The sequence below is a fragment of the Microbulbifer marinus genome, assembly GCF_900107725.1.
In the GTDB taxonomy this organism is placed as follows: Bacteria; Pseudomonadota; Gammaproteobacteria; order Pseudomonadales; family Cellvibrionaceae; genus Microbulbifer; species Microbulbifer marinus.
In genome coordinates this window covers 532,870-553,824 of sequence record NZ_FNQO01000002.1, presented here as the reverse complement: position 1 = coordinate 553,824, position 20,955 = coordinate 532,870, and the positions used below count along the sequence as shown (strand labels likewise).

At 61.6% G+C, this 20,955-nt stretch carries 23 protein-coding genes; 15 read left to right on the top strand and 8 right to left on the bottom strand.

The window, feature by feature from the left end; all coding sequences use genetic code 11:
• The first annotated feature begins 106 nt into the window (after positions 1 to 106).
• The 3 genes from BLW36_RS10375 to BLW36_RS10365 all read left to right on the top strand — a co-directional run bounded on the left by BLW36_RS10375 (position 107) and on the right by BLW36_RS10365 (position 3,149).
• Positions 107 to 1,240: a TRAP transporter substrate-binding protein gene (locus BLW36_RS10375; RefSeq protein WP_091387969.1), complete on the top strand. Its 1,134-nt coding sequence runs from the start codon at positions 107 to 109 to the stop codon at positions 1,238 to 1,240.
• Positions 1,241 to 1,403: 163 nt separating this feature from the next.
• Positions 1,404 to 2,192 carry a hypothetical protein gene (locus BLW36_RS10370; protein WP_091387967.1) on the top strand — a complete coding sequence of 263 codons (789 nt, stop codon included), beginning with the start codon at positions 1,404 to 1,406 and terminating at the stop codon, positions 2,190 to 2,192.
• A 42-nt stretch (positions 2,193 to 2,234) separates the two neighbouring features.
• Entirely contained in the window at positions 2,235 to 3,149 is a 915-nt protein-coding gene (locus BLW36_RS10365; protein ID WP_091387965.1) for a putative periplasmic lipoprotein, read from the top strand.
• An 89-nt stretch (positions 3,150 to 3,238) separates the two neighbouring features.
• Here the strand turns inward: BLW36_RS10365 and groL are convergent, their stop codons facing one another.
• On the bottom strand, positions 3,239 to 4,870 hold the full coding sequence (gene groL / locus BLW36_RS10360) for a chaperonin GroEL (protein WP_091387963.1): 1,632 nt from the start codon (positions 4,868 to 4,870) through the stop codon (positions 3,239 to 3,241).
• On the bottom strand, positions 4,867 to 5,181 hold the full coding sequence (groES, locus tag BLW36_RS10355; RefSeq protein WP_091387961.1) for a co-chaperone GroES: 315 nt from the start codon (positions 5,179 to 5,181) through the stop codon (positions 4,867 to 4,869). Before groES ends, groL begins: the two co-directional genes overlap by 4 nt.
• 251 nt (positions 5,182 to 5,432) lie before the next feature.
• On the opposite strand from groES, the gene BLW36_RS10350 reads away from it, so the two are divergent.
• Positions 5,433 to 6,029: a hypothetical protein gene (locus tag BLW36_RS10350; RefSeq protein WP_091387959.1), complete on the top strand. Its 597-nt coding sequence runs from the start codon at positions 5,433 to 5,435 to the stop codon at positions 6,027 to 6,029.
• 10 nt (positions 6,030 to 6,039) lie between these two features.
• On the opposite strand, the gene BLW36_RS10345 is transcribed toward BLW36_RS10350, so the two are convergent.
• The 4 genes from BLW36_RS10345 to BLW36_RS10330 all read right to left on the bottom strand — a co-directional run bounded on the left by BLW36_RS10345 (position 6,040) and on the right by BLW36_RS10330 (position 8,798).
• Entirely contained in the window at positions 6,040 to 6,288 is a 249-nt protein-coding gene (locus BLW36_RS10345) for a hypothetical protein (protein ID WP_091387957.1), read from the bottom strand.
• 37 nt (positions 6,289 to 6,325) lie between these two features.
• Positions 6,326 to 6,718, bottom strand: a complete 393-nt coding sequence (locus BLW36_RS10340) for an acyl-CoA thioesterase (protein WP_091387955.1) — start codon at positions 6,716 to 6,718, stop codon at positions 6,326 to 6,328.
• 143 nt (positions 6,719 to 6,861) lie between these two features.
• Complete coding sequence (locus BLW36_RS10335) at positions 6,862 to 8,226, bottom strand: TRAP transporter large permease (RefSeq protein WP_091387953.1); 1,365 nt, start codon at positions 8,224 to 8,226, stop codon at positions 6,862 to 6,864.
• A complete protein-coding gene (locus BLW36_RS10330) occupies positions 8,223 to 8,798 on the bottom strand; it encodes a TRAP transporter small permease subunit (RefSeq protein ID WP_091387950.1) in 576 nt (191 codons plus the stop codon). Before BLW36_RS10330 ends, BLW36_RS10335 begins: the two co-directional genes overlap by 4 nt.
• Before the next feature lie 184 nt (positions 8,799 to 8,982).
• Between BLW36_RS10330 and BLW36_RS10325 the strand changes: the two genes are divergently transcribed.
• The 7 genes from BLW36_RS10325 to BLW36_RS10295 all read left to right on the top strand — a co-directional run bounded on the left by BLW36_RS10325 (position 8,983) and on the right by BLW36_RS10295 (position 15,847).
• On the top strand, positions 8,983 to 10,050 hold the full coding sequence (locus tag BLW36_RS10325; protein ID WP_091387948.1) for a PstS family phosphate ABC transporter substrate-binding protein: 1,068 nt from the start codon (positions 8,983 to 8,985) through the stop codon (positions 10,048 to 10,050).
• Positions 10,051 to 10,200: 150 nt separating this feature from the next.
• Entirely contained in the window at positions 10,201 to 11,580 is a 1,380-nt protein-coding gene (gene pstC / locus BLW36_RS10320) for a phosphate ABC transporter permease subunit PstC (RefSeq protein WP_091387946.1), read from the top strand.
• The gene (pstA, locus tag BLW36_RS10315; RefSeq protein ID WP_091387944.1) at positions 11,573 to 12,874 is read left to right on the top strand and encodes a phosphate ABC transporter permease PstA; all 1,302 of its coding nucleotides are present in this window, start codon (positions 11,573 to 11,575) and stop codon (positions 12,872 to 12,874) included. Before pstC ends, pstA begins: the two co-directional genes overlap by 8 nt.
• 171 nt (positions 12,875 to 13,045) lie before the next feature.
• Positions 13,046 to 13,786 carry a phosphate ABC transporter ATP-binding protein PstB gene (pstB, locus tag BLW36_RS10310; RefSeq protein WP_244506233.1) on the top strand — a complete coding sequence of 247 codons (741 nt, stop codon included), beginning with the start codon at positions 13,046 to 13,048 and terminating at the stop codon, positions 13,784 to 13,786.
• 16 nt (positions 13,787 to 13,802) lie between these two features.
• On the top strand, positions 13,803 to 14,504 hold the full coding sequence (gene phoU, locus BLW36_RS10305) for a phosphate signaling complex protein PhoU (protein ID WP_091387942.1): 702 nt from the start codon (positions 13,803 to 13,805) through the stop codon (positions 14,502 to 14,504).
• Positions 14,505 to 14,604: 100 nt separating this feature from the next.
• Positions 14,605 to 14,925: an antibiotic biosynthesis monooxygenase family protein gene (locus BLW36_RS10300; RefSeq protein WP_091388656.1), complete on the top strand. Its 321-nt coding sequence runs from the start codon at positions 14,605 to 14,607 to the stop codon at positions 14,923 to 14,925.
• A 118-nt stretch (positions 14,926 to 15,043) separates the two neighbouring features.
• Complete coding sequence (locus BLW36_RS10295; protein ID WP_139304859.1) at positions 15,044 to 15,847, top strand: putative porin; 804 nt, start codon at positions 15,044 to 15,046, stop codon at positions 15,845 to 15,847.
• Between the two features lie 76 nt (positions 15,848 to 15,923).
• Here the strand turns inward: BLW36_RS10295 and BLW36_RS10290 are convergent, their stop codons facing one another.
• Positions 15,924 to 17,210, bottom strand: a complete 1,287-nt coding sequence (locus BLW36_RS10290; RefSeq protein WP_091387938.1) for a M48 family metalloprotease — start codon at positions 17,208 to 17,210, stop codon at positions 15,924 to 15,926.
• An 81-nt stretch (positions 17,211 to 17,291) separates the two neighbouring features.
• Here BLW36_RS10290 and BLW36_RS10285 point away from each other — a divergent pair, with 81 nt between their 5' ends.
• The 4 genes from BLW36_RS10285 to BLW36_RS10270 all read left to right on the top strand — a co-directional run bounded on the left by BLW36_RS10285 (position 17,292) and on the right by BLW36_RS10270 (position 19,596).
• Positions 17,292 to 17,771 (top strand): DUF4265 domain-containing protein, encoded by a 480-nt coding sequence (locus tag BLW36_RS10285; protein ID WP_091387936.1) that lies wholly within the window; start codon positions 17,292 to 17,294, stop codon positions 17,769 to 17,771.
• Between the two features lie 70 nt (positions 17,772 to 17,841).
• On the top strand, positions 17,842 to 18,627 hold the full coding sequence (yaaA, locus tag BLW36_RS10280; RefSeq protein ID WP_091387934.1) for a peroxide stress protein YaaA: 786 nt from the start codon (positions 17,842 to 17,844) through the stop codon (positions 18,625 to 18,627).
• Positions 18,624 to 19,235 carry a DUF938 domain-containing protein gene (locus BLW36_RS10275; protein ID WP_091387932.1) on the top strand — a complete coding sequence of 204 codons (612 nt, stop codon included), beginning with the start codon at positions 18,624 to 18,626 and terminating at the stop codon, positions 19,233 to 19,235. The genes yaaA and BLW36_RS10275 overlap by 4 nt, the downstream gene beginning before the upstream one ends.
• Position 19,236: 1 nt before the next feature.
• Positions 19,237 to 19,596 carry a hypothetical protein gene (locus BLW36_RS10270; protein ID WP_091387929.1) on the top strand — a complete coding sequence of 120 codons (360 nt, stop codon included), beginning with the start codon at positions 19,237 to 19,239 and terminating at the stop codon, positions 19,594 to 19,596.
• Positions 19,597 to 19,630: 34 nt separating this feature from the next.
• Here BLW36_RS10270 and phoR read toward each other — a convergent pair whose 3' ends face one another.
• Positions 19,631 to 20,932: a phosphate regulon sensor histidine kinase PhoR gene (gene phoR / locus BLW36_RS10265; RefSeq protein ID WP_091387927.1), complete on the bottom strand. Its 1,302-nt coding sequence runs from the start codon at positions 20,930 to 20,932 to the stop codon at positions 19,631 to 19,633.
• Positions 20,933 to 20,955: the final 23 nt, after the last annotated feature.

Below are 20,955 nucleotides of genomic sequence, written 5' to 3'. Positions count from 1 at the left end.
CAGAGGTCGTCATGCCGGCGCAGGCCGGCATCCAGTATCGCCATATCGCTGGGCACCGGCCTGCGCCGATTTGACGAAGCAACAATAAGACGAACAATAACAAGCGATGAAAAAAATAAACTGGTATCCGCCCATCATCCTCGGCCTGTTGGCGCTGCTGGTGATCACCTTCGGTGCCCTGGTCGCGTCCCGCGCTTCCCTCGGCCCCACGCAGCATTTCACCGCGAACGGTGATCGGGAAACCTTCGAGTGGAAACTCGTCACCACCTGGCCGAAAAACTTTCCCGGTCTCGGCAGTGCGCCGGAACGATTTGCAGAAAAAGTCGGCGAAATGTCCGGCGGCCGCCTGAAAATCAAAGTCTACGGTGCCGGCGAACTGGTGCCGGCCATGGGCGTGTTCGGCGCGGTATCCGATGGCGCCGCGCAAATGGGCCACGGTGCGGCCTATTACTGGAAGGGCAAGGTGCCGGCCGCGCAGTTCTTTACCGCGGTGCCTTTCGGACTGAATGCCCAGGAGATGAACGGCTGGCTGCACCACGGCGGTGGCCTGGAGCTGTGGGAAGAAGTCTATGCGCCGTTTGACCTGATTCCGATGGCTGGCGGTTCCACCGGCGTGCAGATGGCGGGCTGGTTCAACAAGCAGATCAATTCCGTCGACGACCTGAAGGGACTGAAGATGCGCATCCCGGGGCTCGGCGGCGAAGTGCTGAACCGCGCCGGCGGCACCGCGGTCACCATCCCTGGGGGTGAACTCTACACGGCGCTGCAGACCGGCGTCATCGATGCGACCGAGTGGGTAGGCCCGTACAACGACCTGGCTTTCGGTTTCTACCAGATCGCCGAGTATTACTATTACCCCGGCTGGCACGAGCCGGGATCCATTCTGGAATTTATCGTCAACAAGACCGCCTTCGAAAAACTGCCAGAAGACCTGCAGGCGATAGTGCGCACCGCCGCCCGCGACGCCAACCAGGACATGCTCGACGAGTACACGGCGCGCAACAACCGCGCGCTGAAAGAGCTGGTGGAGCAGCACGGCGTGCAGCTCAAGCGCCTGCCGGCGGACGTGCTCGCGCACCTGAAAAAGATCAATACGGAAATCCTGCAGGAGACCGCGGCCGAAGATCCGCAGTTCGCCCGGATCTATGAGGCGTTCAAGGAATTCCAGCAGCAAGTGATTCCCTATCACCAGATCAGTGAAGAGGCCTACTACCAGGCGCGGGCGCTGGAGGAGAATTAAGTCTTGGGATTATTTTCCCTATGAGCAGGCTTTTCTTGGCACAACTTGCTCTTAATTATCTGACAGACAGGTGAGTCAACTTTCATATCCCCGATAAATACGAATAATCGTAGTTCGGTCACAATTAGGCCGGAACTAGATTAAGAAAAATTTAGGGGATTAAATGAAGACTCTGTTGCGGCTGTCTTTTGCAGCCATCTTCGCCGCGCTCGTCGGCTGTGCCACTCCTCAGGTGCCAGTGCCGCTGGACCAGACCTTTTACACCGCCGACAAAAAGACCGTCGGTCTGATGCTGGAGGCACCGGAGAAGCCCGGACTCGCGCTCGAGGGCAATATCGGCCTGCTCGACTATGCGATCATTGCCGCGGCCACCAACACGCTGACTAGCCATATCGAGGGGCAGGACCTGGGCGAGTTCCTCGCTGTGGCGGAAGAACTAAGCCACAGTCTGGAAAGCGAAGGCTTCCAGGTAGTGCGCCTGGAAGCGCCGGAAAAAGCTCCCAAGCTGGCCAAGTTCAAGGATCCGGACAGCAAGGACACCACCTATTTCGCCGCCAAGGACCACCGCGCGCTGGCTGACCAGTACAAGGTCGATTACCTGCTGAAGCTCACCGCCACCAGCGCCGGCCTGGCCCGCCCCTACTACGGTTTCATTCCCACCGATGCGCCGCGCGCGATCTTCAATGTGCATGGCGAGATGATCGACATGTCGTCCAACCAGCTGCTCTGGTACTCCAATATTTCCCACTCCGCCTACGCCAGCGGCGAATGGGATGAGGGCCCAAGTTATCCTGGCCTGACCAACACCTATTACGTGGTGATGAATAAAGCCAAACAGGATGTGCTCAACGCACTGGCCAAGCGCGACGGTGGTGCCGAGGTCCTGGCTCTCAAGGCCGGCGAGGTCGATGAGGAAACCGAAAGCCCCGAAGCTGAATCACAACAACAATAAGATCAGGGAAGCGCGGCGGCTGCGGCCGCCGCCGACTCAAGCATGAAAGTAATCACATCCCTTGCGCTGGCCTGCGTTCTGCTGGCCGGCTGTGCGCACTCCTCCAAATACCACATCGCCGCCGGCGATACGCAGAAAATCCAAAGCCTCGAACGCATCTACCTGGAAGTCGAACCGCTCGAAAACGGGCCGCTCAGCGTGGAAATTCACCCGGAGCCCTGGCGCTACCAGGCGGCGGCCTCCAATGTTGCGGCCGCACAGTACTCTGCCCCGCCACCACCCCCGGGCACTAGCGCCGGCCAGGCGGCTGCCGCGGGCGTCGCCGGCGGGCTGATCGGCACGCTGATCGTCAGCGAGATGGCAAAGGGCCAGGCGCAGAAGGCGGCGCAGGAGCCCGCGCAGCCGCTGATCGAAGCGCTGATGGGCCGGGCCATAGAACGGGACGTGCGCGAGGCGCTGGTGGACGGGATGCTGACCTCGGAATTTGCCGCAGGCAATGCCGTCGAGTACGGACCACTGCCGGAAAAGGGGGCGCCGCAGCTGGTACTGCTGCCCTCGATCAAACTGACCAACGGCCTCAACGTGCTGAAGTTCAATATCAACGCCGAACTGCGTAACGGCGGCAGGCAGCCGTTGTATCGCAACTCCATCGAGTACTGGTCGGCGGGCACCGGCTCGGGTGACAAGCAGGAAAACCTGGTCTACTGGCGCGCGGCGGACCTGGAGGCTTTCTACGCGGAGCTGCAGCAGGCGATAGCGCACACATCCAGCTACCTGGCGCATTCGCTGGGGGGCACATTGCCCGAGGTGGACACGAAGCAGGCGACCCACAAGATCGCCGGCGGCAGCGGTTGGGTGATGATGCGCGGCAATCTGGTATACAGCACCGACGACTACACGGTACTGAAGGACCTGCGCGGTAATATCAAGATCATCAGCGGATCGCTAGTGCTATAGGTCCGGCGGCGCGGTGCCGCAAACGGAGCGCGGTCGACAGGAAAGCGGGGCGGGGTGGGCCCCGCCCCGGAAAGGGGGCTTGAAAGGAATTAGAAATCGTAGGCGTCCGCCTGCAGATTGTGATTTTTTTCCTCCGCGGGCCTGTCGGCGACCATCACTTCCGTCGTCAGCATCAGGCCGGCGATAGAGGCGGCATTCTGCAGCGCGGTGCGGGTGACCTTGGTGGGGTCGATAATGCCGAATTCGATCATATCGCCGTAGTCGCCGGTCTGGGCGTTGTAGCCGAAGGCGCTGTTCTTGTCGGCGCGCACCTTGTTCAGCACCACGCTGCCTTCGACGCCGGCGTTGGCGACTATCTGGCGGAAGGGCTCCTCCATTGCCCGCAGGGCGATGTTGATACCCAGCCGCTGATCGTCGTTGGCGCCCTTCAGCCCGGACTGGCGCAGCGCGTCGGCGGCGCGCACCAGACTGATACCGCCACCTGGCACTATGCCTTCTGCCACTGCGGCGCGGGTCGCGTGCAGCGCGTCGTCCACTAGATCTTTTTTCTCCTTCATCTCGACCTCGGTGGCGGCGCCGATCTTGATCACCGCCACCCCCCCGGCCAGCTTGGCCAGGCGCTCCTGCAGTTTTTCGCGGTCGTAATCGGAGCTGGACTTATCGATCTCGGCACGGATCTGAGCGACGCGCGCATCGATGTCGGCCTTGCTGCCGGTGCCATCGACCACGGTAGTGCTGTCCTTGCCGATCACCACGCGCTTGGCGCTGCCCAGCTGCTCCAGCTCCACCTTGTCGAGGGTAAGGCCGATTTCCTCGGCGATCACCGTGCCGCCGGTCAGCACTGCGATGTCCTGCAGCATGGCCTTGCGGCGATCGCCGAAACCGGGCGCCTTGACCGCCGCGGCCTTCAATGTGCCGCGCAGGTTGTTGACCACCAGGGTGGCGAGCGCCTCGCCCTCGATGTCCTCGGCAATCAACAGCAGCGGCCGACCGGTCTTGGCCGTGGCCTCAAGCACCGGCAGCAGCTCGCGAATATTGCTGATTTTCTTGTCGACCAGCAGGATATAGGGATTTTCCAGTTCGACCTGCATCTTGTCCTGGTTGGTGATGAAATAGGGCGATAAATAGCCGCGATCGAACTGCATCCCCTCGACAATTTCCAGCTCGTTGTGCAGCGACTTGCCCTCTTCGACAGTGATGACGCCGTCGCGACCGACCTTGTCCATGGCTTCGGCGAGTATCTGGCCGATGTCGGCATTCCAGTTCGCGGACACCGTGCCCACCTGGCCGATGGACTTGCTGTCGCTGCAGGGCTTCGACAGTTTCGTCAGCTCGTCGGTAGCGGCCCGCACTGCGGTGTCGATGCCGCGTTTCAGGTCCATTGGGTTGATACCGGCGGCAATGGCCTTGTGCCCCTCGCGCACTATCGCCTGTGCCAGCACGGTGGCCGTGGTGGTGCCGTCGCCGGCCACGTCGGCAGTTTTGGACGCGACTTCCTTCACCATCTGCGCGCCCATGTTCTCGAACTTGTCTTTCAGTTCGATTTCCTTGGCAACGGAAACCCCGTCCTTGGTGACGCGCGGTGCGCCGAAACTCTTGGCAAGCACCACGTTGCGCCCTTTCGGGCCCAGGGTCGCCTTCACCGCGTTGGCGAGAATATTTACACCGGCCAACATGCGCTCCCGGGCATCGTCGGAAAACTTAATGATCTTTGCACTCATGCCGCTTCCTCCTCTGCCTCAATCTGCTCCATAACGGCCAAGATATCGGACTCTTTGACGATCAGGTAGGTATCGCCAGCGAGCTTGATTTCGGTTCCGGCGTACTGGCCGAACAACACGTGGTCGCCCTCTTTTACCGCCAGCGGGCGCAGCTCGCCATTTTCCAGCTGTGCGCCCTGGCCGACGGCGACAACCTCACCCTGAGTGGGTTTTTCCGCGGCCTTGTCGGGAATCACAATGCCGCCTGCGCTAACAGTTTCCGCGGGTAGCCGTTTTACAACCACCCGATCGTAGAGCGGTCTGATACTCATCGGATTTCCTCCCATAAGCAATCACAAAAATTCCAGATAGAAAAGATCGAAAGTTAACGGGGAAGGCGGGAAAAAAGGCGAAAAATCCCTGCCCTTCCTCGCGGCAAAATAGGAGCGGCTTTGGGTTTTTCAAGATGGGAACCGCAGCAGTTTTTATAATTAATTTTTATATAAATCGACGGAGAAAAAGTAGAAGGCGTATAAATCTGGATTTATATTTTCAGTAGAGTCACGGCAGAGGAGGAATGCGGATGCCGCTAGCGGCTCACCCCGCCTTTGAAAGCACCCTGGCCGAATTTTTTCGCAAGCGGCTGCAGGAGCTGGCGCCCGAACTGCAACCGCAGCCGGCGGACGACACGCTCTGGTATATCGGCAACCTGTTGGCCCGTTTCGGCGATAGCGATCAACTGTTCGGTTACGATCGTGGTGAGGTCAGCATGCGCCCGCTGGCGCTGCTATACAAAGACGCCCGCGAAGCTGCCAGTCAGTGGGAGCGCTGCCAGTTGCTGCGGCAGCTGGGGGACCTGGCGCTGTTTGTCGGCGCACTGTTTCCTGAGAGCTACAGTCGGCGTGGTATCCGCCGAGATTATTTTGTCGGCATGGGTGGCGGCGCCTACGACTACCTGGGGGAAAACGCGCAACAGAACCGTCATGTGTTTGAAGAGCTGGCGCGGCGTTTCGTGCGCATACTCGATTTGGTGGCACGGGTCTGCGCCCGCCAGCAGGCCTTCGATGCGGCCGATGTGCTGGATCTCTATCAGCGCTGGCGGCAGAGCCGCGATCCGCGCCTCGCCGAGCAGTTGCACTCGCTGGGCATCGCCGTGCCGGACACCGATGTGTCGCATTAGGGAGCAGGTCCTATTGGAAGTCGCAGCTGTGCGTAGCCTGGTCGTAACGGCCGCCCGCGTCTACACAGCGATCCACTCGCCAGTATTCCACGTAATGCATGCGCACCAGCAGCAGGGCCCCCAGGGCCATCAGTGTGATGCCGGCCAGGGTCGCCTTGCTGCTCCAGCGCAGCCGGGCCAGGATTAACAGCAGCAGGCCGCCCGGTATCAGCAGTATTCCCGCCAGGACGAGCAGCTGCTCGAGAAGTGATTCGATCATCCCAATCGGTATAGCACCCGACCGGGAGGGAGGGGACTTATTCCGGCAGCGGCCGGGTGCGACCGCGGTCGTCGATGGCCACGAATACAAATTCGCCTTCGGTGACTTTCACCTGCTCGCCGGAATCGACGCGGGTCAGCCAGACTTCCACCATGGTGCGGATGGAAGAGCGGCCCACTTCCAGGGCTTCGGCGTAGCAGCTGACGGTAGAGCCGACCGGCACGGGGCGCAGGAATACCATGCTGCCCACGGCAACAGTGGTGACGCGGCCACGGGCAATGCTCTGCGCCAGAATGGCGCCGGCGAGGTCCATCTGTGACATCAGCCAGCCGGCAAATACATCGCCCTGCGGGTTAGTGTCCCGCGGCATGGTCTGCGTCTGCAGCGTCAGGGTGCCTGTGGGTTGCGGATCTTCATCATGTGGGGACATCGACTGCTCACATCTATTGTTAGAGTTATACGGCCCCGCCGGGGCTGGCGGGGTGGCGCATTCTAGCACAAACTGACCAGCATTTAACCAGTGGCACCGGGCCGAAACCGCTATAACTCTTGGTTCTAGGCTTATATGGACCGCTAGCCTGACAGCGCACTCGGCAGCCAGGTGGCGAGTGCCGGCCACAGCGCCAGCAGGCACAGCAGCAGCAGCTGAATAGCGATAAACGGCATCACCCCGCGGTAGATGGCCCCGGTGGCCACCTCGTCCGGCGCCACCCCGCGCAGGTAGAACAGCGCGAAGCCAAATGGCGGCGTCAGGAAGGAGGTCTGCAGGTTGATAGCGATCATGATGCCGAGCCACACCGGATCGACCCCCATGGCCAGCAGCACCGGGCCGACGATCGGCACCACCACGAAGGTGATCTCGATAAAGTCGAGGATAAAGCCGAGCAGGAAGATAACCACCATCACCAGCAGGGTCGCGCCGACCACGCCGCCGGGCAGGCTGTGGAAGATGCCGGTGACAAGCTCCTCGCCGTCGTAGCCACGGAATACCAGCGAGAACAGCGATGCGCCGATCAGGATCGCGAACACCATCGCCGTGACCTGCAGCGTGCTGCGCCCCACTTCGCCCGCGCGCGCCCAGTCGAGCGCGCCGCGGCTGCGTGCCAGTATGCCAGCGCCCAGCGCCCCGACTGCCGCGGCCTCCGTCGGCGTGGCGGCACCGCTGATGATCGAGCCCAGCACCAGCAGCATCAGCGCAATCGGCGGCAGCAGGCTCCTGACCGTGTGCCACAGATCCACCGATTCGCCCTTCCCGGCCGGTGCCGCGGCCGGCTCGCGCCGCGCCACGAACAGCAGGTAGATGATGTAGGCCGCCACCAGCAGCAGGCCGGGAATGATTGCGCCGATAAAAAGGTCGCCGACACTGACCGGCTGCGGGTTGAAGATGCCGGAGGACAGCTGCGCCTGCTGATAGGCGTTGGACAGGGTATCGCCGAGCAGCACCAGCGCGATGGATGGCGGGATGATCTGCCCGAGGGTGCCGGTGGCACAGATGGTGCCGGTGGCCAGGCGCGGCGAGTAACCGCGTTTCAGCATCGTCGGCAGTGACATCAGGCCCATCGTCACCACGGTGGCGCCGACAATCCCGGTGCTCGCCGCCAGCAGCGCTCCCACCACCACCACCGAAATCGCCATACCTGCCGGTACCCGGGAGAACACCTGGGCCAGGTTGACTAATAGCTCCTCGGCGATGCGCGCCCGCTCCAGCATCACTCCCATCAATACGAACAGCGGCACCGCCACCAGGGTGCCGTTTTGCATGATGCCGTACAGGCGATCGGGAAACGCGCGCAGCAGCTCGGCATCGAAGATGCCGGATACGATCCCCAGTCCGGCCGCCAGCAGCGCCGTGCCACCGAGGGTGAAGGCCACCGGGTAGCCGAACATCAGCAGGCCGCAGACTGCGGCGAACATCAGCAGTGGAATCAGCTCGATCATACGCTTGCCTCCTCCGCCTGTGGCTGTGGCGTAGTGACCGGCCTGCCTGCGGGCGCACCGGGTGGTGTCACCTCCATCAGTCGCGCCAGCGCGCGACCGAACTGCGCCACGCCGGCCAGCGCCAGCGTGACCGCGGCCAGCGGAATCAGGCTCTTCAGCAGGAAGACGCCGGGTAGGCCGCCGGCACTGGAGCTGGATTCGAGCACCGCCCAGCTGCTGGCGGCGAACTGCCAGCTGCCGATCAGGATGAAGGCGCACATCGGCAGCAGGAACACCAGCGTGCCCACCGCATTGACCCAGGCCCGGCCCCGCTCACTCATGCGGCGGTAGAAGACATCGACCCGCACGTGGGAGTCGGTGTACAGCGCATAGGCCAGGCCGAGCATAAAGGCGGCGCCGTGCAGGTAAATCACAGAGTCCTGCAGGGCCACGGAGCCGCCGTCGAAGCCGTAGCGCAGCAGTACCACGGCGCTCTGCAGCAGCACCATTGCCAGGGTGAACCAGCTGAGCAGCCGGCCGGCGCCGCTGGCCAGCCGGTCCAGCGCACGCGCCAGGGGGAGTAGAGGGGGCATGGGGGCGTCTCTCATTACATCTTATTGTTCTGTTGTCTGCCGGACAGACTACCGCGCCGACAGTTTCGGTGCCAGATGTGCGATCTGGTGACTTGTAACCTTTTTGTCATCTTTCATTCATAGAATCGTCACCCGTTGTTCCTAGCATCGCTGCGTGAAACAAACACACACACTGGAGTTATCCATGAACAAACGCCCCGTTGCCAAGAAACTCGTGGCCACTTCCCTGGCGGCACTGACCATCGCCGCATCCCAGGCGGCCCTGGCGGCCCGCGATCATATCAGCATCGTCGGCTCCTCCACCGTATACCCGTTTACCACCACCGTGGCCGAGCGTTTCAGCCGCGCGACCCAGTTCAAGACTCCGGTGGTCGAATCCACCGGTACCGGCGGCGGCATGAAGCTGTTCTGCCAGGGTGTGGGCGAGAACACCGCGGACATCACCGGCGCCTCCCGCCGCATCAAGCAGTCTGAACTGGAGATGTGTAACGGCAACGGCGTGGACGTGGTCGAAGTGCAAATCGGCTACGACGGCATTGTGCTGGCCAACTCCAAGGCTGACCAGCCCTTCGAGCTGAGCCGCAAGGACATCTTCCTGGCGCTGGCCAAAGAAGTGCCGAATCCGGATGGTTCCGAAACCCTGGTGCCGAACCCGTACAAGACCTGGAAAGACGTCAACCCGGCCCTGCCGGCGCACAAGATCGAAGTACTGGGCCCGCCGCCGACTTCCGGCACCCGTGACGCCTTCGCCGAGCTGGCGATGGAAGGCGGCTGCAAGAAGTTCGACTGGATCGCAGCCAAGAAAAAAGAAGACAAGAATGCCTACAAGGCCATCTGCCACAACATCCGTGAAGATGGCGCTTACATTGAAGCCGGTGAGAACGACAACCTGATCGTCAACAAGCTGGTGGCCAACCCGAATGCCCTGGGCATCTTCGGCTTCAGCTTCCTCGACCAGAACGCCGACAAGGTTCAGGGTTCCGTGATCGAAGGTAACGAGCCGACTTTCGACTCCATTGCCGATCAGAGCTACCCGGTGTCCCGCCCGCTGTTCATCTACGTGAAGAAGGCGCACGCCGACGTAGTGCCGGGCATCAAGCAGTTCCTGGCCGAGTTCACCAGCGAGCGCGCCTGGGGTGAAGACGGCTACCTGGCCGACAAGGGCATGATTCCGCTGCCCACCGCCCAGCGCCAGCAGGTGGCCACCGACGTGCGCAAGCTGAACGCGCTCGGCAACCTGGCTGCGAAATAACAGTTTCGGGAACAGCTGTAGGTAAATGGAGTTACCAGCCAAGCCCGCGAGGGCTTGGCTTTTTGTTTATGGGTCGCCCCGGTGCGGCCGTGGCAACCTAGTAAAAAGCCCGGATAATGCCGGCAAAGAAATTGATCGCACGGTAAATCGATGCAAACACCCACTCTGTTCGCCCTGTTGCTACTGCTGATACTGGTGGCCTACGGCACCGGCTTCAGTCGCGCAGTGGCGGCCGCACGCACCAGCGGCGGCCTGCGCAAACTGGCCTCGTTGCCCAGTTATTACGGCTTGCACACGGCACTGTGGTGCGGGCTGCCGGCGCTGTTGTTGCTGGGTACCTGGCTCGCATTCGACGACGCGATTATCCGTGCGCTGGTGATGAATGGCATTGCCGACAAGCCCGATACGATTGCCGGACAGAACCTGCTCTATGCGCAGGTCCAGAACCTGGCCGCCGGCCACCTGTTTGGCGAGGCCTCGCCGCAGGTACAGGCCGCCGCCGCGCGCTTTACCGAGTTGCGCAACGGCTCGCGCAATCTGCAGGCGGCACTGAGCCTGATCCTGGCCATCGGCCTCGGTGCCTTCACTGTGCTGCGCTTTTCACCGCAACTGCGCGCACGCGAGAAAGTGGAAAAAGTCCTGCGCGGCGTGCTGATTGCCTGCGCCTGCGCGGCCATCTTCACTACCGTCGGCATTCTGCTGTCGGTGCTGTTTGAATCCCTGCGTTTCTTCCAGGCGGTGCCGATCACCGAGTTCCTGTTCGGCCTTCACTGGAGCCCGCAGATGGCCCTGCGCGCCGACCAGGTCGGCTCCAGCGGCGCCTTCGGGGCGGTGCCACTGTTTACCGGCACGCTGATGGTGTCCGCCATTGCGATGTTTGTGGCGGTGCCGGTGGGACTGATGTCGGCCATCTATCTGGCCGAGTACGCCAGTAAGCGTGTGCGTACCTTTGCCAAACCGGTGATTGAGATTCTGGCCGGTGTGCCGACCGTCGTGTACGGCTTTTTCGCCGCACTGACGGTAGCTCCCTTTATCCGTGACCTTGCCACGTCCATGGGACTGCAGGCATCCAGCGAAAGCGCGCTGGCGGCCGGCCTGGTCATGGGCATCATGATTATTCCGTTCGTGTCGTCGCTGTCCGACGATGTGATCAACGCGGTGCCACAGTCCCTGCGCGACGGCGCCCTCGGGCTCGGCTCGACCAAGTCCGAAACCGTGCGCAAGGTGGTGATCCCCGCCGCCCTGCCCGGCATCGTCGGTGGTGTGCTACTGGCGGTGTCCCGCGCGATTGGCGAGACGATGATCGTGGTGATGGCCGCGGGTCTGGCGGCGAACCTGACTACCAACCCGCTGGAGTCAGTAACCACCGTGACGGTGCAGATTGTCACCCTGCTGGTCGGCGACCAGGAGTTCGATAGCCCGAAAACCCTTGCCGCCTTCGCCCTGGGTCTGATGTTGTTCTTGTCGACCCTGGTGCTGAACTTTATCGCCCTGCACGTAGTGAAAAAATACCGGGAACAGTATGACTGACCTGAGCCAAACAAAATTAACCCAGCAGCAGGTGCGCGAGCGCATCGAGCAGCGCCTGGCCAGCCGTCACCGCAAGGAAAAAATCTTCCGCGGCCTGGGTATTGCCAGTATCGCCTTCGGCATGCTCGCGGTGTTGGTACTGTTCACCGATATTATCAGCAAGGGCAGTGGTGCATTTGTACAGAGCGCAATCGAACTGCGGGTGCACTACGACGAGCAGGTACTCGGTATCGACAAGGTCGACGACGAGAGCCTGGCCTGGGCCAACTTTACCGGTGTGATCCGCGAGGCACTGCGCGAACGCTTCCCCGAGGCGAGCAGTCGCAGCGAGAAGCGCGAACTCTACAGTCTGGTATCCACGGGCGCGCCGTTTACGCTGCGCGACCGCCTGGAGGCGAATCCGGAGCTGCTCGGCCAGACGGAAACCGTATGGCTGACCGCCGACGACGATGTCGATACCTTCGTCAAGAGCCTGTCCGATTCCGCGGAGGGCTTCCGCGGCCGCACGTCTGACCAGAAGGCCGGCTGGATCGAGCAGCTGATGGCCAGCGGCGAACTGAAAAAGCGTTTTAACACCACCTTCTTCACCAACGGCGACTCCCGCGAGCCGGAACAGGCCGGTATCCGCGCCGCGTTGATGGGCTCGCTGTTCACGCTGCTGGTGACATTGGCGCTGTCCTTTCCGATCGGCGTGGCCGCGGCTATCTACCTCGAAGAGTACGCGCCGAAGAACAGGTGGACCGACCTGATCGAGGTCAACATCAACAACCTGGCCGCGGTGCCGTCCATCGTGTTCGGCCTGCTGGGCCTGGCGATCTTTATTAACTTCTTCGAGTTGCCGCGCTCGGCGCCGCTGGTCGGCGGCCTGGTGCTGACGCTGATGACACTGCCGACGATCATCATTTCCAGCCGCGCCGCGCTGAAGGCGGTACCGCCGTCGATCCGCGAGGCAGCCATGGGCATGGGCGCGTCACGCATGCAGGTGGTCTTCCACCACGTGCTGCCGCTGGCGATGCCAGGCATGCTCACTGGCGCGATCATCGGTATGGCACAAGCCCTGGGGGAGACGGCACCGCTGCTGATGATCGGTATGGTGGCGTTTATCGTCGACGTGCCGGGCGGTATCACCGATCCGTCCACGGTGCTGCCGGTGCAGATTTTCCTGTGGGCCGACAGCCCGGAGCGTGCCTTCGTCGAGCGCACCTCTGCCGCGATCATGGTGCTGTTGAGCGTCCTGATCCTAATGAATGCCAGCGCAGTGCTGCTGCGCAAGAAACTCGAGCGCCGCTGGTAAGCCAGCACAGGTGCTAAGATAACGGGATTATTTATGAACACCATGACCCTGGACGCCGCCGGCCAAGCAGAGCCGGTCCAACCCAAAGCGGTGGAACAAGACACAGTGGGAACCCAGACCAAAGTGCGCGAGACTGTTGGCAAGCCGTTTTGCGACAGTGCCAAACTGCGCATGCGCAACGTCAACGTTTTTTACGGCGAGGCCCAGGCGATTCACGATGTGAGCCTGGATATCGGCCGCAACGAAGTGGTGGCGATGATCGGTCCGTCTGGTTGCGGCAAGTCCACCTTCCTGCGCTGCCTGAACCGGATGAATGACACCATCGAGGGCTGTCGCGTCGAGGGTGAGTTGAGCCTGGATGACGAGCCGATCTACGGAGCCAAGGTCGACGTGGTACCGCTGCGCGCCCGGGTCGGCATGGTGTTCCAGAAGCCGAATCCGTTCCCGAAGTCCATCTACGACAACGTAGCCTATGGCCCGAAGATTCACGGCATCGCCAGCCGCCGCGCGGAGTTGGATGAAATTGTCGAGAACAGCCTGCGTCGCGCCGGCCTGTGGAACGAAGTGAAAGACCGCCTCGACAAGCCCGGCACCGGCCTTTCCGGCGGTCAGCAACAGCGCCTGTGTATCGCCCGCGCCATTGCGGTGAGCCCGGAAGTGATCCTGATGGACGAGCCCTGCTCGGCCCTGGACCCGATTGCCACCGCCCGCATCGAAGAGCTGATCGACGAGCTGCGCGAGAACTACACCATCGCCATCGTCACCCACTCGATGCAACAGGCTGCGCGCGTGAGTCAGCGCACCGCCTACTTCCACCTCGGCCACTTGGTGGAAGTGAACGATACCGAAACCGTGTTTACTAATCCGCAGCACGAATTGACCGAGGCCTACATCACCGGCCGCTTCGGCTGATCAGAGGGAGAACATTATGGAAATGCATTTCGATCAACATATCTCCCGCCAATTCAACGAGGACTTGGAAAGCATCAAGACCGAGATGCTGGAAATGGGCGGCATGGTCGCCCGCCAGGTGGCCGATGCGGTGGACGCGCTGGCCAACGCCGACAGCGAGCTGGCGGAGAAGGTCCTGCACATCGAAGAGGAGATCGACAGGCGCGAGATGGCGCTGGACGAGCACGCGACGCTGATCATCGCCAAGCGCCAGCCGGCCGCGTCCGACCTGCGCATGGTGCTGTCGGTGACCCGCATCGCCCGCGACCTGGAGCGAATCGGTGACGAGGCCAGCAAGATTGCCAAGATGGCTATCGCCCTGACCGACGAGGGTACCTCGCCGCGCGGCTACACCGAGATTCGCCATATCGCCAATGCCGTGCGCAAGATGCTCAACGACGCCCTCGATGCCTATACGCGCTTCGATGTGGCCTCGGCGATGGCAACCCTGGCCGAAGACGAGCAGGTCGACATGGACTATCGTACCGCGGTACGCGAGCTGATCACCTATATGATGGAAGATCCGCGCAGCATTTCGCGGGTGATCAATGTGCTCTGGTCACTGCGCTCGCTGGAGCGCATCGGCGACCACGCCAAGAATATCTGCGAGCAGGTGGTTTATCTGGTCGAGGGTGCCGATATTCGCCACGGTCACGAGAAAAACCTGAAAAATTTCTGAGCGGGTACGTACAGCCGCTTAGAATGAAATAGAAAGGCCGCTCTAAGCGGCCTTTTTTGTAGGTGGAAACCGGGCAGAGATCAGTAAGGAGGACATGGCGGTGAAATATATCTTCGAGGTCCGTATCAAGGAGGGCCACACAGCGGAGGAATACGCGGATATCTGGGTGCGTGCGTCGGAATTGATTCAGCAAGCGCCGGGTGCCCGCGGTACCGAACTGCATCGAAAAATCGGTGATCCCAATACGTTGATCGCCATTGCCAGCTGGAGCAGCAAGGCGGAAAGAGATGCGATGGAAGCCGAGCACACCCCAAAGATCGATGAAATCATTCGCAGCGCGGCGCCATTCGTCGAGGTGCGGCCGCTCGGCGAGTTCGAGGAGCCGGCGTGGGTGGTACATCCGCCGGCCGCGTCGACCTGAAATAAAATCAACCTCGGGCGCGTTTTAAAAGAAATTTTTTCCAATTCATTTACCGTTCAGGAAAAATCATTACAATCCGCGGCTCCTAGTGGAACTAAAGTCAAACAAGGATTTTGTAATGAAGTTTAAATTTGCAGCCCTGCCGCTGATGCTGCTCTCCGCGACCGCCGCCGCGGAGCAATACACCTCCATCACCGAAGCTGAATATATTCAGGCCGATACCGGATTTACCGATATCGACCAGTTTCTGATCGGCAGCACCTACTACTTCGCACCCAAGGAAACTCTGGGCCCGCTGAAGGAATTCGAATACATCAACAAGGTCACCAATATTTTCGGTGGCTACAGCTATGCCGACAGCGACTTTGGCGATAGCGACAGCCTGGTTGTCGGCGGCGAGTACTTTGCCGCGAACGGCTTTGTCGTCGGTGGCGCCATGGTGGAGTCCGACGGCGCGGATATGGTGTCCGCTTCCCTGGGCTACCTGTTTACCCCGAACTTCCTGATGTCACTGGAAGCCGTCGACGTTGAAGACGCGGACAACCAACTGTTTGTCAACGCGCGCTACAACCATCAGTTGAACGGCACCGACTATATCGGCTTCGACGTTTCCGTCGACGACGATCTCGACAGCAAGACCGTTTCTTCCAAGTACTTCACCCAGTTTGCCGGTGGCCAGTACCTGGCTGCGGAAGTTTCTGTCAACGACACCGACAACACCGACCTGTTCTGGGCCGGTAACGTCGAGTTCTATTTCAACCAGAACTCCTCTGTCGGCTTCGGTTATGACGACGCCGACAGCTACGAGCTGAATGCGACGCATTTCTTCAACCGCAATGTTGCAGCCAAGGTCGCCTACGGCTCCAACACCGAGTTCGACGATGTGGACGTATTCTCCCTCGGCCTGACCGTGCAGCTGTAAGCCGCCAGCGTCAGCAACAACGAAAAAGGGCCGCTTAGCGGCCCTTTTTTATTGGCGAATCACTCGGGGACAGCTGTTACCCCTTGTTCGTTATTGCCTGCATGCGCGCCTGCGCCTTGCTGCCGATATCCCCGCCGGCGCTGGCGGCGGTCTGGTAGTGACTGTAGGCATTTTTCACATTGCCCTGTTTTTCGTACACCTGCCCGAGGTAGTAGTGGGCGTGCGGCGTTTCCAGGTAGCGCAGCGAACGGTTCAGATCCCGCTCCGCCGCCGTGTAGTTGTTCAGCTGCGCGGCAACCATGCCGCGCTTGAGCCAGTGCGAGAACAGCGACGGATTCTTCTGCACTGCACGGTCGTAGGCAGTGTGGGCACTCTGGTACTGCTTCTGGTGGGCCAGCAGGTCGCCCTCGAGTGCGTAGAATGAGGCCTCTTTCGGCTGCTGTCTTTGCGCCTGGCGCACCAGGGTCAACGCTCGGTCGTACTGCTTGTCGTTGATGGCTGCCATCGCATCGTCGTAGCTCTTGTAGGCGTCGGCGTCGCGCTTCAGCTGCGCTATGGCTTTCTGGTAGGCGGCGCGGTTGGTTGCGCCGCCCTTCGCCAGCTGTTTCGCGTGTTCGATATTCGCATCGACGCGCGCCTGCGATGGTGGGTGGCTGGCGAACAGCGCCTCGAGGCCGCCGGCCTGCTTGCCCTTGGATAGCTCGACGAATTTGCGCTGCAACCGCACGGCGCCCTGCGGATCGTAACCGGCGGCGGCCATGTACTTCATGCCGTACTTGTCCGACTCCAGTTCGTTGCTGCGACCGTAGCGGGCGATATACGCGGTACCGCCCAGCTGGCCGCCGAGTGTCACCAGATCGCCATAGGCGGTTTCCTTGGTAGCGGCACCGAGCACGGCGAGGCCGGCCCCCAGTACCTGCTGCTGCGACATAGCGGCGGCGGAGTGGCGCGCAGCGGCGTGCACGATTTCGTGGCCGAGCACGGCCGCCAGTTCGGCCTCGTCCTCCAGCAGTACCAGCAGGCCCCGGTTGACCGCGATCTTGCCGCCGGGCAGCGCCCAGGCGTTCGGCACCGAGTTGTTCAGCACGACGAATTCATACGGGAGTTGCGGCTGATCGGATACCCTCGCCAGCTTCTGGCCGACGCGGTTTACATAGTCCTGCAGCGCCGGGTCGATCGCGTACTGACCGCCCTGCTGCTGTTGGTTGACCGGGTACTGCTGCTCGCCCAGCGCCAGTTCCTGGCCGGGTGACATCAGTGACAGCTCCTTCTCGCCGGTAACCGGATTGACCGCACAGCCGGCGAGCAGTGCTGCGGCCAAGCCGACTGTGGCGGTAGAGAATTTAAGCGCGCGCGAGATCATCGCCTCCTCCCTGTATAATGCTCAGTTTTTACGATCACCCATTGTACACAACCAATACCCGGTTCAGGGGAGAGCGAGGTTATGACGGCACTCCAGGTTATCGAATTATTTGCCGGTACCAGTCCGGATGGCGAACCGGTGGTGGAGCGGCTGCAGGTGCGTATCAACGAGGACGACAGCTGCCAGCTGGTGCGCTCGCCGGCGTTTATCAAGGGCATCGCCAGCGGCGACACCATCAAGGTGGATAAGGATAACCAGCAGTTCGAGCTGCTGAAGCGCTCCGGCAACCTGGCGATACGGGTCTTCTGCCGCGGCGACAGCGTCGAGCTCTCGGATCGGCTGACACCGCAGCTGGAAAAGCTCGGCGGTGAACTGGATATGGAGACGCCGCGGTTGCTGGTGTACTCGATCCATGTCAGCTGCGGCTTCGACAAGATAGAACAGATTCTCAACAGCGTCTGTGACGGCGCCAACAGTGTCTGGTACTACGGCAATGTCTACGACCCCCAGGACGGCCAGACACCGCTGAACTGGTGGCAGGATATCCTGAAACCGGAATAAGTAACTTCTCTGCCGCCACCCCGGCGAAGCCGGAATAGCGAAGATCCTTTTATCACTGAAAGAAGACGACATGCTGATAGTTATCTCCCCGGCCAAGACCCTCGACTACGACAGTGAAATCCCCGCGCTGGACACCACGCAGCCGGATTTCCTGAAGGAATCCGCGGCGCTGATCAAGGAACTGCGTGAGCTGAGTCCGCAGCAGATCTCCAGCCTGATGAAGATCTCCGACAAGTTGGGCGTGCTGAACTACGACCGCTTCCAGCAGTGGAAGCGGCCCTTCAGCGACAAGAATGCCCGCCCCGCCCTGCTCGCCTTCAAGGGCGACGTCTATACCGGCCTCGAAGCCGAGACCATGGGCAAGCGAGATTTCGCCTTTGCGCAAAAGCACCTGCGCATGCTGTCCGGCCTGTACGGTCTGTTGCGGCCACTGGACCTGATGCAGCCCTATCGACTGGAGATGGGCACCAAGTTTGCGAATGCGCGCGGCAAAAACCTGTACGAATTCTGGGGCGATAAGATCACCCTGGCGCTCAACGAACAGCTACGCAGCCTGAAGAGTCGCGAGCTGGTGAACCTGGCGTCCAATGAATACTTCAAGTCGGTGCAGCCGAAGGCGCTGGAGGCGGACATCATCACCCCGCACTTCAAGGACTTGAAAAACGGTCAGTACAAGATGATCAGTTTCTTTGCTAAGAAGGCGCGCGGCATGATGAGCCGCTGGGCCATCGATCAGCGGGTTAAAAAGGCCGAGGAACTGAAAAACTTCGATGTTGCCGGCTACTGCTACAACGCCGACCTGTCCAAGGGCAACGACTGGGTCTTTACCCGCGACGAGGTGCCGGAGGCATCATGAGCACCCCGGAGCTGCCGGATGCACCGTCCTGCGCGCGCAACCGCGGGCCGATATTCGAGCATCTGCAGCGCCTGTTGAGCGAAAGCCGCAGCGTACTCGAAATCGGCAGCGGCACCGGTCAGCACGCGGTCTACTTTGCGCCGCGACTGCCGCAGCTGATCTGGCAGACGTCCGATCGCGCCGAAAACCTGCCCGGCATCCGCGCCTGGCTCGCCCAGGAGCCGGCGGCAAATCTGCCCGAACCGCTCGAGCTGGATGTCGATGGCGATTGGCCGTCACTTAGCGTCGACACTATTTTTAGCGCTAATACCCTGCACATTATGTCCGCCGAGTCGGTGCGACATTTTTTCGAAAAACTGCCGCTGGTATTGCAGCCCGGTGGGCTGTTGCTGGTGTACGGGCCGATGAAAATTGCCGGTCAGTATATCGGCCCCGGCAATGCGGACTTCGACCTGTGGCTGAAGGAACGCGATCCCGCCAGCGGTATCCGCGACCTGGAGTGGCTGGACCAGTTGGCTGTGGGTGCGGGGCTGGTGCGCGAAGAACTGAATTACCTGCCGGCCAATAATCAACTGGTGGTCTGGCGCAAGAAGATGGAGAGGAGTTGATATGCCAGCATGGTTCGAGACGGCGGTAGTTATGGCATTTGCAATTGCCGCGGTGTTTTTCTTTGCCAAATACCGCGAGACCGCGGCCGCGCTGCACGAGAGCGAGCGCATGAAGAAGCGGCTCTCCAACGACCTGGATCGCTATCGCGACATGCCGCGTCTGCGCGCGCTGCGCGATGCGCTGGTCGGCGCCGATTCGCTGCCGGTGGACGACGACGGTCGCGAACACCTGCTGGTGCGCGACGGCGACTTGCAGCTGCACCACATAACCCTGCGCCGCCAGTGCAACGCGGTCAGCGAAGGCACCAAGGTAACCTACACCAGGAACGGCGAAGAAGTAGTGCTGAACGAGCTGGAGTAATCAGCGCCGCGCTGATTGGGGCTGCAGGCTAGGCTCAGGCGGTGGCGGCAGTGCCGAGCTTGCGCGGTGGGAAATGCAGGGTAAAGGTGCTGCCGTGTCCCGGCGTGCTGTCGACACTCATCTCGGCGCTGTGGCGCAACAGCACATGCTTGACGATGGCCAGGCCGAGACCGGTGCCGCCGCTGTCGCGGGAGCGGCCGGCGTCGACGCGATAGAAGCGCTCGGTCAGTCGCGGGATATGGATCGGATCGATCCCGATACCGCTGTCCTTGACGGCGAAGTGACCGCCGCGCTGATCGACCCACCAGCGCAGCTGTATCGGGCCGCCTGCCGGGCTGTACCGCACCGCATTCAGGACCAGGTTGGCGAAGGCGCTGTGCAACTCCGTGGCGTCGCCGGTGATGGTGGCGTCCTGCGTACAGTCGACACGGATCTCGTGGCGCCCGCCACTGAGGCTGCGCGCCTCCTGCGCGACCCTCGCCATCAGTTCGCCCACCGCAACCTGTTCGCGGCCGCTGTCGCGCTCCGAGGTCTCCAGCCGTGCGAGTAGCAGCAGGTCGTTGACAAGTGTCGTCATGCGCGCGGTCTGCTCGCGCATCTGCGTCAGCGGACGCTGCCAGCCCTGCGGTGCCTGGCCGCTGCCCTCCAGGGTTTCCAGGTAGCCGGCAATCACGGTCAGCGGTGTGCGCAATTCGTGGGACACATTGGCGACGAAGTCGCGGCGCATCTGTTCCAGGTTGTGCAGGCGGGTGATATCGCGAACGATGACCAGTGCTTCGTCCTGGCCGTAGCGGGTCACCTCCAGCTGCAGGATGCGCGCATCGTTGCGCGGTGCCGGTAGAGTCAGCGGCTCGCGTGCGCCCTGATCCCGGCGGTGCATATAACTGACAAAGCCGGGATCGCGCACGAAGTTGATCAGCGGCTGGCCGGCGTCCTCGGGCTGCAGGCCGAGCAGTTCGCCGGCGGCGGGGTTCCACCAGGCCAGATTGCCATCGTCCTCCAGCGCCACTATGCCCTCGCGCAGTGCACTGGTGCTGTCCTGCACCCGGCGCAGCATCGCGTGTAGCTTCTGTTTCTCGCGCCGGTGACGGCGCTGCAGACGGTAGAAGTCGTCGGAGATTTCGCCCCAGATACCGAAGGCGGTGGGCGCCGGGCCGCGGCGGCCGTTGGCCAGCCAGCGGTTGAAGCGGCTCTGCTGCCAGAAAATCCACACCAGGTAGACGGCCAGAGCGAGCAACAGTGCCAGTTGCCAGTTGTCAGTCGCGAAGCCGAAGATGGTGCAGCCGAGGGCGATGACTACAAAGCGCGAGAACTCGCCGATACTGCGATCCAGCATATTGATGCCGTTTTAACCAAATT